Here is a 12,343-nt window from a genome sequence, read left to right as displayed (position 1 = left end):
GTGCCCGGGACTCGGCGCTTGGTGAAACAGTGGGCCCCCTCACGCACCCCCCTCCGCACCCGTGTCATCGAGCGCGTACAGCCCACTCACCCGCGCTCCACGCAACCGCTTCGCCTCGATCGCCTTCATCCCCGCGTGCAAGGCGGTCGTGCCATGGCGGTACGCGTCCTCGATCGGCTCGTAGTAGGTGAGCGCGAAGTACGTGAACGGCGCCGGGCGTTCGGGATCGATGCCGACGGCGCGCAGCCAAGTGGTGCTGCCCTGGTGGTAGTAGAGGCAGAAGCCGAACATGCGGGAACCGTCGTATGCGGCTACGACTCGGGCGCGTTCGCCCATGGCGTCGGCCTGTCGTTTCAGCAGGCCCGTCATCGCGTCCGTGTCGTCACCGTGGCCGTGGGATCGCTGCAGCGCAGCCAGGAGCCGCCCGGCGTCCTCGTAACAGTCCATGAGGTCCACGCGACGTACATCGAGCCCCGCCGCTTCGAACGCGGCGCGTTCGTGACGTATCGAAACGCGGCGCTTGGACGGCAGAGCCGCAAGATAGTCGTCGAACCCGGCGCCGGGCAGCGGAATCGTCGCGTCGTCCTCCATGTGCTGCGGGGGCGTGCCGTACAGCGGCGCGAGCCGTCGCGTGGCGGACTCGGTCAGATAGGGCCACCAGTGCGAGGTCCCGTGTCGCCCGGCGTGCTCGCGTGCCGCATCGCGGAGCAGGGACAGGCACTGGACCTCGACGTCGTCGCGAAGGTCCGGGCCGGTCAACGGCGTGTTGTGGTAGCCGCGTCGGGCGCCCGTGATCACGCGAGGCTTCTGCGCGCCGGGCGGCAGATGCGCGGGCTCGTAGTAGGTGTTGGGCTCGCTGTGCACGAGATACAGAGGGGCTGCCGCGGCGAGGGTGCCGTCGTGGTCCCGGATCAGCACGTACGCGGCAGTCGCGGTCGGGTCGGTCTCCTCACCGGCGAGCCAGCGGTGTGACAGGTACACCCCCGCGTGCTCGGCGAGCCGGTCCCAGTCCGCCGCCGGCACGTCGTGGACGCTGCTGACGATCTCGGTCTTCACATCTGCTTCCTTCCGCCCTGCGCGGCAGGGGACTTGAGGGCCGGGATCGCGGCAAGGGCCACGAGACACGCCACGCCCTGCACGGTCCAGGGCAGCAGGGCATGGGCGTCGAGGAGGCCGGTGAACAGGGCGGGGGCGGCGATGTTGCCCGTGGACCAGGAGAGTTGGTACAGGCTCTGCCTGCTGCCGCGGGCGGCGCCCGGGGTGAGCGTGACGGACAGTTCGCTGACGGCGGGCGAGTAGAAGATCTCGGCCAGGCTGAACAGCACGATCGCCGTGACCAGGGCCGGCCATGCGGGCAGGTCGACGTCGGGCAGCGCGGGCGCGGCGAACGCCGGCATGGCGCACACCAGCAGGACATGGCCGAGGGCCATGGTGTGCCGGGGCTGCCCCGGGGCGGCGTGTGCCGTCAGCGGGCTGGTGAGGGTGGAGACCATCGCGGTGTTCACCACGAGCAGGATGCTCGCGGACCAGGCGGGCAGGCCGAGCGTCTCGGTGGCGTACACCGCGATGAGCACCGACAGCATGGCCTGGGACAGGACGAAGGGGATGTTGCAGGTCACCAGGAGCAGGTAGCGGCGCATGTCGGCGGTGTCGGACCTGGTGCCTGCCGTCCCCTCCTCGCTCGGCGGCTCCTCGGGGGCGCTCTGCGGCAGCGGGCTCGTTGGAACACGGGCGAAGCAGAACGCCGCCAGCAGATACAGCGGCGCGGCCGCGACGACGAGCCACGTGAGGGCGTCCGTGCCGAACAGGGCGAGCGCGCCGGCTGCCAGTAGTGCCCCGACTCCGATGCCGATGTTGCGCAGGCTGCCGGTGAAGGCGAACCAGCTGCGCGTCTCCGCAGCCGGTGCGGCGTGCAGGATCAGCGTGCGCTGCGCCGTGTAGTAGGAGTTGATGCCGGACTGCACCAGAAGGTAGGCGCAGGCGATCTGCCAGGGCCGCTCGGCGAGGAGGAAGGAGAGGAAACCGGCCGCGCCGACGACATTGGCGATGACGGTGAGGTGTCTGGGCCCGCGCCGGTCCATGAACCGGCCGGCGGCGAAGACGACCGGCAGGGCGGCCAACTGGCCCACCGTGACAGCCGCCCCGACCGCGGCGAGGGGCAGCTCGCGCACGGTCGTGAAGTACAGCAGGCCCAGCGGCAGGAGCATGCCGTTGCCGAGGGAGTCGATGAGATTGCCGGTGATGAAACGGCCGTGTCCGCGTGTGGCGGGGATGCCGAGCACGCGACGCAGCCGGGACTCACGGGGCGCACGGGGCGTGACGGTGCCGGTCATGGAGTGAGCAAGGCTCGGATCTTGCCCAGGATCTCCGGACGCGGCCAGCGCGCTGTCCGATGCAACTCCTCCAGTTGCTTGACGGTCTGTTCTTCGTCTCCTTCGGAGAGAGTGAAGACGACGATGTCTCCGTGACTGGTGTCGTCGATCACCAACTCGTGGGCCGTCACCAGATTCAGACGGTCCGTCAGTTCGGACCGCGCCGACTCCGGCAGGCGCTCGGGGGAGAGGAACTCGATGGCCCATCCCGTACGTCGCACAGGGGCCGGGCTGTAGTCGCCACGGGCCATGGCCGCCAGGGCGTCGAAGGTGTTCGTCGCGGAGGCCGCGCAGGACAGTGTGGTGGCGCCGCCGATACGGGGGTTGATCTCCAGGACCACGTACCGCGAACCGGTGTAGATCATGTCGATGTTGACGGAGCCCCGGACGCCGAGGTCCTCGCACAAGGCGACCAGCTTGGCCGCGACGGGTTCGAAATCGGCGTCGGCCTGCGGTCTGGGGCCGCACCAGCGCAGGTCGGCGAAGGTGAACACGGGCTCGGTGCCCGCCGTGCCGGTCCAGCACACGGGCAGCACCCGGTACTTGCCGGGCTCACCCACCACATCCACCGAGCACAGCGCTCCCGCCACGCACTCCTCGATCACCGCGGACACCTCGGGCGGATCGGCGAGGTACGCGTCCAGAGCGGCGGCGTCGGGCAGGGCCCTGATGCCCATGCTGGTGGAGTCCCACAACGGCTTGGACAGGAGGGGATAACCGACACCGGCGGCCGATGCGCGCAGGGCGTCCGTGTAGGCGGGAATCGCGACGCCGCGCCCGGCGAGCAGGTCGGAGTCGACCTTGACGCCGCGCGGGGTGTCCAGGCCCGCGCGGGCGAGGAGTTGCTTGGTCTCCCACTTGTCGCACAGGGCGAGGGTCGACGGCAGCGGGGTCATGACCGTGGGGATGCCCCGGGCGTCGAGGAGTTCCCTGACGGTGGCGTCCCGCAGCGCGTTCTCGCACGGCAGGGAGATGGATACGGCGGCGTCCGCCCCCCACTCGGCGACCTCGCGGGCGAGTTCGGCGGGTGTGACTGCGGGATCGAGGCGGCGGCGCATGCCGGGGAAGTCCCCGTCGTCCGCCGTGCCGTGCGTGTGGAACAGGCAGCTCTCGACGCCCTGTCGGGCCAGGTCGCGGACGGTTCGCTGGATGTACGGGTCGGCGCGTCGGATCTCCACGGATCGCACAAACGCGATCTTCCGGACGGGATTGCGCACGGGTCAGCTCACTTTCACCAGGGAGTCGGCGATCACTTGGCCGGCAAGGCGGCGGGCCTCGTCGACGGACGCGGCGCGCGCCACGACGTGCCCGACCCGGCCGGAACTGTCGGACGGTTCGGGCACCCGTTGTCCGGGACGAATGTCGATGTGGCTGTGCGTGCCGGGCAGGTCGGGAATGAGGACTTCCTCCACCACCCCCGCCCGGTCGGGCAGCAGAAAGCGCAGCGCGGCCGCCTCGTCGCGGGTCGGCGCGATGTACGGCAGCCGCCCGGTGACGGCCTGCAGATAGGCGGCCGCTTCACTGATCCCGGTGGCGGCCTCGACGATCTCGCAGATGTTGTCGCCGGGCAGCCGGGCGCCGGTCTCGATGACGACCGGCCCGCCGCCGGGAGGGATCTTCACCTCGGTGTGGGCGATGCCGTTGCGCACGCCGACAGCGAGCGCCGCACGCGCGGCGGTGTCCTGGATCGCCCGTACTGTGCGCGGGTCGAGCCCGGCCGGGCAGGAGTGCCCGGTCTCCACGCGGTAGGTGCCCGCCGTGGTGTCCTTGCGGACCACGGGCAGCGGATAGGGCACTCCCTCGTGCACGACCGTGTCGGCGGAGAACTCCTCGCCGGGCACGTAGCTCTGCAGCAACACGCGTGAGTCCAGCGGCAGACCGTGCGGCTCGGCGCGGGTGAACCGCCCGGCGGCGGCCACCGCGGCATCGAGGCCGTCCGGTCCCGCCACCACGCTCACACCCCAGGAGCCGCCCTGCTCGGCCGGCTTGACGACCAGCGGCCACCCCAGCCTGCCGGAAGCGGCTACAGCGTGGGCCTGCTCGGCGCCGGTGACCACCGCCTCCGCGGGGGCCGCCACGCCCGCGGCGCGGAACGCCTCGGCCATGGCGATCTTGTTGCGGGCGGCCTTGGCGCGCAGCGGATCATTGCCCGGCAGCCCGAGGCGTGCGGCGAGCAGAGCGGCCAGCGGGGTCAGCAACTCCCAGCAGACCGCGACTCCCGCGATGCGCTGCTCCCGGCAGAACACCTCCATGTCGTCCAACGCGCGCTTGGTGTCGGCCAGTTCGGTCAGGCACACCCCGGCGAGGCCGCGGGTCAGCCACGGTTCGTAGCCGGCGTGCACCCGCTCGTCGGTGGCCGCGTACAGCCGTATGCCCAAGCGGGCGGCGGCCTCCGCGAGGAAGCGTCCCGCATTGCCCATCGGCTCGATCACCATCACGCCGGTCACGCCCGGCTCGTCGCTGCTGTCCACGAACCCAGTGGATCGGTCACGGCTGCGCACCGTCCATCGGGCTGTTCTCTGAAAACAACTTGCTGATGACAGGCCTGAGTTGGCCGAAGCCACAAGGATGACGCCCCGTCGGCATACGGGAGTTGGTGCACAACACCGATAGCTTCAACAAAATGTTGCGTGTTCGGATCGGGGTGCAAGGTCAACCGAACGGCATGGTGCGAAGGAGTCATCCATCGTGAACAGCCCGCACGACCAGCTCGCCGAGTACATCCAGCAGGGCGTCATACCCCCCTACCAGTACTCGTATCCGCCCCGCTCCACCTACCGGCCGCTCGACGAGGGCGCCTGGGACATCCACGACGTGTGGGCGAGGGACCTGGCCAGCCATCCGGTCCCCGAACTCAACCTGTATCTGCACGTCCCGTTCTGCCGCTACAAATGCGGGTTCTGCAACCTCTACACGGTCATCTCCACCGACGAGGACCTGTACGACGCCTACACCGACGCGCTCTGTACGCAGCTCCGCGACCACGCGGAGGTCATCCGGGCGCGCCGGCTGCGGACCGTCTACATCGGCGGCGGCACGCCCGCGCTGCTGTCCACCCGGCACTTCGAGCAGATCTTCACCACCCTCGGCGAGATCTACCCCAACTGGCGTTCCACCGTCGAGGAAGTCGCCCTGGAGGCCACACCGGACTCCATCGTCGCCGACCCCGACGGCTTCGGGCGGCTGCTCGACATGGGCCTGACGCGTGCCAACATCGGGATCCAGTCGCTGGTCCCGCAGGAGATCCGCGAGGCGGGGCGGGGCCAGGCGGGCGAGGACGTCATCCGCCGGGCCGTCGAGATCGTCCACGAGCGCGGACTGCCGGACCTGTCGACGGACCTGATCATGGGGTTCGCCGGGCAGACCCCCGAGACCTGGCGCCACTCGGTGGACGAGCTGGCGAAGCTGGCGCCGACGACCATCTCCACCTACTTCCTCACGGTGCGACCGGACGCATGGTTCTCCCGGACCGGCGCGTACCAGTACATGTGGAAGCCGGAGCTGTACGAGCGTTACGACTACGCCCGCGAGGTGTTCACCGCCCACGGGTACGTCCAGGAGGGCTCCGTCCGCTACAAGAAGCCCGGCCGCGGCGGCTATGTGCAGAAGGTCCTCACCTTCCACGGCGTGCCTCTGCTCGGCCTCGGTGTCGGCGCCCGCTCCTACAGCTCCGTCCTCGACTACATGACCGGCAGCGTCAAGCCGTCCCTGAGTGAGGTCGCCGACTACATCGAGAACGCCAGGGCCCACCGCCTTCAGCCCACGACGGGGTTCGCCCTCACCCCGGAGGAGATCGTCCGCAAACGGCTCGTGCTCGACACCTTCGATCTCGATCTGTCCGAACTCGACCGCTTCGGCCTGGACGCAATTGCCCCCGAAGTGGACCAAATCCTAGACGCAGCCCAGGCCAACGGACTGATCCACCGGGTAGGCCCGCGCCGCGTCCAGCTGACGCCCAAGGGCTTCAAGTACCGCGACATCCTGTCCTGGATGTGCTACTCCGACCACGTCAAGAAGCTCGACCGCGAGTACTACGAGGGCCTGCACGAGGCCAACACGCGGGCACGCAAGAACATGGGTACGCCTGTGCGCATCACCGGGATCGGCACCGCACGGGAGACGGTGTGAGCGACCTGTTCATCGCCGCGGGCGGCGGCGGGGACCCCGTGGGCACCGCGATCACCGCGGCGACCGTGGGCCGCGTCCTCACCGGCACACCCCTCGACGGGACCACGATCGCCACGTACGCCTGGGAACGCCTCGAAGTCGACCCCACCCCCGGCCCGCTCGGGGTTGTGCACTTCGCCGACCTCGCGCACCACGCGGGCGTGCCGGTGATCGCCCCCACCACGCGGCCGATCCCGCCCGCCGGCTCCACGCTGCCCGCCCTGGCGGCGGACCTGCCGGCACGTCTGGCCCTGCTCGACCCATGGCAGGGGCTGTCCGCACTGGCCGAACAGATCCGACGCCTCGTGGACGCCGGACACGACCACGTCCGCATCGTCGACGTCGGCGGCGACATCCTCGCGCACGGCGACGAGGACACCCTGTGCAGCCCTTTGGTGGACGCCCTGGTCCTGGCCGCCTGCCGGCTCGCCGGGGTGCCCGCGACCGTCTACGTCGCCGGGCCGGGAGCCGACGGGGAGATCCCCCAGGCCGCCGTACTGGACCGCCTGGACGGCGACGCGCTCACCCCGCTCGCGCAGGACGTGGCCGCGGTCCGAACAGCCCTGTCCTGGCACCCCTCGGAAGCCTCCGCCCTGTTCGCGGCGGCCGTCGACGGCGTACGCGGACCGATCCGTACGGTGAACCACCTCATCCCGCTCACGGACGCCTCCGCCCGCATCCACTCCACCACCCTGGACGATGCCCTCGCCCACAACACGGTCGCCGCCCACCTGCTCGGCGTACTGCCGCCGACCCTGGAGGCCGCCGCCGACCTCTCGGCCAAGCTCACGCAGATCCATGAGCTCGAACGAGAGCGCGTCGCGGCTGCGGAGCCGCCGGCACCCGCCCGAGCCGCGCTGCCCTGGACGGAGCAGGCCGCGTGGCAGGCGATCCGGAGCGCGGCACAAGGCGCCCCGCACGTCAGCCTCCGCTTTGCCGCCCACGCGCTGGGTTTGACGTGGCGTCAGATCTCGTCCCTGCGTGCGCTGTTGGGTGCCGAGGGTGCGGTGCTGACCTTGGCCTGAGGTGTGCGCCCGACGTCGATTCGGTGCCGTGGCGCGTCGCGGCACCGAATCGGCAGGGCAGGTCACGGTATTTGATAACTCACCGGTACACGGCCGTACTCAATTGTCAAAACAGACATAAACAGGGCGCTATCGCCTGGGAGTCGTGAAGGTTTTCACGTCGATGTGACTTTCCCCATTGCGCCGCCCGAACGGTCCCGTGAGTCTCACGTGGAACATGCGTCCGAAGAACTGTTATCCCGGGCTCACCGATCGATCTCCCAAGTATCGGACAGCATCGTTCGGCGTCGAGGACAGGGAAGTTTTGATGAGTACAGAGCGCACTACGGAGTCGGTGGCACTGGTGATCGCTGCCCGCAGCGGCGAGCCGGCGGCTCAGGACGCCCTGGTCAGCGCCTACCTCCCGTTGGTCTACAACGTCGTGGGACGGGCTCTGAACGGCTCGGTCGACGTCGACGACGTCGTGCAGGACGCGATGCTGCGTGCCCTCGACGCGCTGGGCGGGCTGCGTGCTCCCGAGAACTTCCGTTCCTGGCTCGTCGCCATCGCGATGAATCAGGTGCGGGCGCACTGGCATGCCCGGCAGGTGGCACCGGGCGGAGTCGAGGAGGCCGAGGATCTCGCGGATCCGGGCGCCGACTTCGTGGACCTGACCCTGATGCAGCTCCAGCTGTCCGGTCAGCGCATGGAGACCGCACGGGCGACCCGCTGGCTGGAGCCGGACGACCGGGGGCTGCTGTCGCTCTGGTGGCTGGAGTGCGCCGGCGAGCTGACGAGGGCCGAGGTCGCCGAGGCCCTGGAGCTGTCGCCGCAGCACGCGGCGGTCCGGGTGCAGCGGATGAAGGCCCAGCTGGAGGCGGCCCGCGTGGTGGTGAGGGCCCTCGACGCGCGGCCACGCTGTGCGGAGCTGCAGGGCCTGCTGGCCTCCTGGGACGGCCGGCCCTCGGCACTGTGGCGCAAGCGAATAGCCCGGCATGCCCGTGGTTGCTCGCATTGTTCCGGTTTGTGGAGCGGGTTGATGCCCGCCGAGGGACTGTTGGCCGGTCTGGCGCTGGTCGCCGCGGCACCCGCGCTGCTGGAGAGCGTGCTCTCCGCCGCCGGCGGTATGGCCTTGGCCGGCTCGGCGTCCCAGCTGAGCGCGTCGGGAGGCCACGGCGGGTCGGGCCCGGGAGCGGGCGTCCGGTCTGCCTCCCGTACCGAGGCGCGTCGACGCCGCCGCAACCGTCGCCGGGCCGTCGGCGGCGCCGTCGTGGCGGCCTGCGTGGCGGGCGGCGCCCTGTGGTACTTCGACACGGACCCCGGGAACGGGAAGGAGGACGCGGCCGCCGCGCGCAACCCCGGCGCTCCCGCCGCCGATCTTTCGGAACCGAGCCCCCTCGAGACGTCCCCATCGGCCTCGAAGTCGCCGTCCCCGTCCGCCTCGCCCTCGAAGAAGGCCAGCCCCTCCAAGTCGCCCAGCCCCACGAAGAAGAGCGTGCCGGACCCGCAGCCCTCCACCCGGCCGACCCGGACCGCGTCCAGCACCCCGCAGACGCAGGCGGCCCCGTCGGGTGCCGTCGCGCAGGTGGTCGCGCTGGTCAACAAGGAGCGGTCGGCCGCCGGCTGCGGTCCGCTGTCGCAGGACTCCCAGCTGAACCAGGCCGCGCTGCGCCACTCCGAGGACATGGACGCCCGCGACTTCTTCGACCACACCAACCCGGACGGCGCCGACCCCGGGCAGCGTGTCACCGCCGCGGGCTACAGGTGGTCCACGTACGGAGAGAACATCGCCCAGGGCCAGCAGACGCCCGAGGCGGTGATGGAGTCCTGGATGAACAGCCCGGGCCACCGCGCCAACATCCTCAACTGCTCGTTCAAGGACATCGGCGTGGGCATCCACAAGGCTTCCGGCGGCCCGTGGTGGACCCAGGTCTTCGGCGCCAAGCAGTGAGGCCGGAGCCGGCGGTCACAGCATGACGTGCTTGACCTGCGTGTAGTCGAGCAGGCCGGTCATCGAGAGGTCGCTGCCGTACCCGGAGTGGCCCACGCCGCCGTGCGGCATCTCCGACACCGTGGTGCCGTGGGTGTTGACCCAGACGATGCCGGTCCGCAGCGCACGGCTCGCACGCATCGCCCGGTCGTGGTCGCGGGTCCAGACACTCGCGGCCAGTCCCTGGGTGACACCGTTGGCCAGGCGGAAGGCCTCGGACTCGTCGGTGAAGGGCTGGACGGTGACGACCGGCCCGAACACCTCGCTGCGGACGATCTCGTCCTCCTGCCGCACCCCGGCGACCACCGTGGCCCGGTGGAAGTAGCCGGGGCGGGGCAGCGCCGTACCACCCGTGACCACCTCGGCGTGGTCGGGCAGCCGCTCCAACAGGCCACTGACGCCCGCCAGTTGAGCGGCGTTCGCGAGCGGCCCGAAGTCGGCGCTCTCGTCGTCCGGCGCGCCGGGCAGCAGTCGGGAGGCCCGGTCGGCGAAGAGGTCCAGGAAGGTGTCGTGGATCCGCCGGTCGACCAGGATCCTGGTCGCGGCCGTGCAGTCCTGGCCCGCGTTGTAATAGGCCAGCGACGACAACTGCTCGACCGCGTCGTCGAGATCGGCATCCGCGTGGATCAACACCGGTGCGTTGCCGCCGAGTTCCAGGTGCAGCCGCTTGAGGTCGGCGGCTGCCGCGGCGGCGATCTGCTGCCCCGCGCGGACGCTTCCGGTGACGGCGACCAGCCGGACGTGCTGATGGCCGACGAGGGAGCGTCCGGTGTCGCGGTCGCCGCACACGACGTTGAGGACGCCGGGCGGCAGGTGCTCGGCGGCCAGCCGGGCGAGGAGCGAGGCCGACGACGGCGTGCTGTCGGACGGTTTCAGGACGACCGTGTTGCCCGCGGCCAGCGCGGGAGCGATCTTCCACACGGCCATCATCAGCGGGTAGTTCCACGGGGTGATCTGGGCGCAGACGCCGACCGGCTCGCGCCGCAGCACGGAGGTGCGGCCCGGCGTGTACTCCGCGGCGGCTGCGCCGGGCAGGTTGCGGGCCGCTCCGGCGAAGTACCGCAACACGTCCACGATCGCGGGCAGTTCATCGCGCAGGAACAGAGCGCGCGGCTTGCCGGTGTCGGCCACCTCGGCGCCCGCCACCGCACCGGCCTCCCTCTCCAGGGCGTCGGCGATGTGCAGCAGTGCGGTCTGCCGCTCGGCCGGAGTCGTCAGCGACCAGCCGGCAAAGGCCTCCTCGGCCGCCCGGCATGCCGCGTCCACGTCCTCGGCACCGGAGAGCGGCGCCGTGCCGTGCAGCAGTCCGGTGGCCGGGTCGATCAGCCGGAGGGTGGCGCCGGAAGCGGCCGGCACCTCCTTTCCGCCGATGTGGTTGAGGACGGTTGCGAGGTCGTCGGTGTCAGCCACGGCGCAGTACCTCCTCGGCGGCGCCGCGGCCGGTGCGGACGGCGCCCTCCATGTATCCGGCGACCCACTGGTCGGAGCCGCAGACGTAGAACGGCGGTTCATGGGTGCCGTGCAGGGGGCCGACGGCCATGACTTCGCCGGGCGGCCACTGGGTGACGTATCCCTGGGTCCACGGGTCGGTGCCCCACAGCCGCAGATGGCAGGCGGTCGGCCGGAGGGCCTCGTCGCCGAACATGCCGGCCATCTCGGCGAGCAGTTCGGGCGTGCGCAGCTGGGGTGGCGTCCCGAGCAGGACGCCGTAGCGCTCGGGCGGGATCAGGGCCGACAGGACGCCCTCGTTCTGCGGCCAGGTGCTGCCCAGCACCCCCTCGGCCTCGGACAGACCGTTCAGGTCGGCGTCCCGCCAGAAGGGGCGGTCGTACACGGCGGCGAACTTCGCGGCCGTCGCGTGACGTTGCCGGTGCAGCGAGGCGAGCCGGGCCTCGCTGACGCCGCTGATGGCGACATCCCGCAGCGGTCCGACCGGCAGCGCGCTCACCACCGCTGTCGCGGTGAGGACCTCACCGGTGAGAAGGCGCACCGAGCAACGGTCGGGGCGGATGTCCAGGGCGGCGACGGGGGCGCCCAGCCGGATGCGCGGGCCCAGTTCACGGCCCATCACCTCGGCGAGCGTCGCCGAGCCGTCCGCGAGCCGCAGCCCCTCCCAGTCCTCGTAGTCGTAGTCGCCCTTTCCTGAGCCGGGCACCGCCGCGCTCTTGCGCAGCGCGGCCAGCAGGGAGATTCGCTCGTACGAGCCTCCGGCCAGGGCGAGTTGGCCGATCTCCCACAGGCGCACCACCGCGGGCGTGGCGTGCCGGGAGCGCAGCCAGTCGGCCACGGACAGCCGGTCCAGGGCGCTCGCGTCGGGATGGGACCAGGGATCGTCGGGGTCGACCGTGGCGGCGAGCGCGGCGAACTCCGCGCCGAGCCGCTCGTGCAGGGCCGCGTCGCCGGGGCCGAACCAGTGCGGGGGATCGCCGGCCGAGTTGCCCTCCGGCGTGGCACGGGTCATGCGGCCGGGTTCGGCGACATAGCTGGGAACCAGCTCCAGGCCGAGTTCCTTGGCCAGTTGCAGGTACGCGGTGTGGGCATGGCCGACCACTTCGCCGCCCAGCTGGACGAAACGGCCGTCGGGTGTGCGGGTCTGCTCGACCCGGCCGCCGACGCGGTCCCGGGCCTCCAGGACCAGCACGTCGGTGCCGGCGGCGGCCAGGTCCCGGGCGGCACTCAGGCCCGCCAGACCGGCGCCGAGCACGATCACGTCGTGATGCATCAGCTTCGCTTTCATGACAAGAGCTCGTCGGCAGAGCTCGTTCCACAGAGCTCTGCCGACAGAGCTCATACGACAGAGCTCGTGAGGA

The 12,343-nt window shown here is 71.0% G+C and carries 9 protein-coding genes; 3 read left to right on the top strand and 6 right to left on the bottom strand.

The window, feature by feature from the left end:
* Positions 1 to 39 precede the first annotated feature (39 nt).
* Genes ACZ7M7_RS30470 through ACZ7M7_RS30455 form a run of 4 tightly spaced genes read right to left on the bottom strand, consistent with a single transcriptional unit; the run spans position 40 to position 4,843 of the window.
* Positions 40 to 1,056: a GNAT family N-acetyltransferase gene (locus ACZ7M7_RS30470; protein WP_472122242.1), complete on the bottom strand. Its 1,017-nt coding sequence runs from the start codon at positions 1,054 to 1,056 to the stop codon at positions 40 to 42.
* A complete protein-coding gene (locus ACZ7M7_RS30465) occupies positions 1,053 to 2,333 on the bottom strand; it encodes an MFS transporter (RefSeq protein ID WP_472122239.1) in 1,281 nt (426 codons plus the stop codon). Before ACZ7M7_RS30465 ends, ACZ7M7_RS30470 begins: the two co-directional genes overlap by 4 nt.
* On the bottom strand, positions 2,330 to 3,589 hold the full coding sequence (locus tag ACZ7M7_RS30460; RefSeq protein ID WP_472122236.1) for an ATP-grasp domain-containing protein: 1,260 nt from the start codon (positions 3,587 to 3,589) through the stop codon (positions 2,330 to 2,332). The genes ACZ7M7_RS30465 and ACZ7M7_RS30460 overlap by 4 nt, the downstream gene beginning before the upstream one ends.
* Positions 3,590 to 3,592: 3 nt before the next feature.
* The gene (locus ACZ7M7_RS30455; protein WP_472122233.1) at positions 3,593 to 4,843 is read right to left on the bottom strand and encodes an ATP-grasp domain-containing protein; all 1,251 of its coding nucleotides are present in this window, start codon (positions 4,841 to 4,843) and stop codon (positions 3,593 to 3,595) included.
* Between the two features lie 217 nt (positions 4,844 to 5,060).
* Here ACZ7M7_RS30455 and ACZ7M7_RS30450 point away from each other — a divergent pair, with 217 nt between their 5' ends.
* The 3 genes from ACZ7M7_RS30450 to ACZ7M7_RS30440 all read left to right on the top strand — a co-directional run bounded on the left by ACZ7M7_RS30450 (position 5,061) and on the right by ACZ7M7_RS30440 (position 9,494).
* Complete coding sequence (locus ACZ7M7_RS30450; RefSeq protein WP_472122230.1) at positions 5,061 to 6,500, top strand: coproporphyrinogen-III oxidase family protein; 1,440 nt, start codon at positions 5,061 to 5,063, stop codon at positions 6,498 to 6,500.
* Positions 6,497 to 7,564 (top strand): DUF1152 domain-containing protein, encoded by a 1,068-nt coding sequence (locus ACZ7M7_RS30445; protein WP_472122227.1) that lies wholly within the window; start codon positions 6,497 to 6,499, stop codon positions 7,562 to 7,564. Before ACZ7M7_RS30450 ends, ACZ7M7_RS30445 begins: the two co-directional genes overlap by 4 nt.
* A 307-nt stretch (positions 7,565 to 7,871) precedes the next feature.
* A complete protein-coding gene (locus tag ACZ7M7_RS30440; RefSeq protein WP_472122224.1) occupies positions 7,872 to 9,494 on the top strand; it encodes a sigma-70 family RNA polymerase sigma factor in 1,623 nt (540 codons plus the stop codon).
* Positions 9,495 to 9,509: 15 nt separating this feature from the next.
* Here ACZ7M7_RS30440 and ACZ7M7_RS30435 read toward each other — a convergent pair whose 3' ends face one another.
* Positions 9,510 to 10,943, bottom strand: a complete 1,434-nt coding sequence (locus ACZ7M7_RS30435; RefSeq protein ID WP_472122221.1) for an aminobutyraldehyde dehydrogenase — start codon at positions 10,941 to 10,943, stop codon at positions 9,510 to 9,512.
* Complete coding sequence (locus ACZ7M7_RS30430; protein WP_383598055.1) at positions 10,936 to 12,324, bottom strand: flavin monoamine oxidase family protein; 1,389 nt, start codon at positions 12,322 to 12,324, stop codon at positions 10,936 to 10,938. Before ACZ7M7_RS30430 ends, ACZ7M7_RS30435 begins: the two co-directional genes overlap by 8 nt.
* Positions 12,325 to 12,343: the final 19 nt, after the last annotated feature.

The sequence above is a fragment of the Streptomyces sp. NPDC111606 genome, from assembly GCF_055656945.1.
This window is presented reverse-complemented; position numbering and strand designations above follow the sequence as displayed.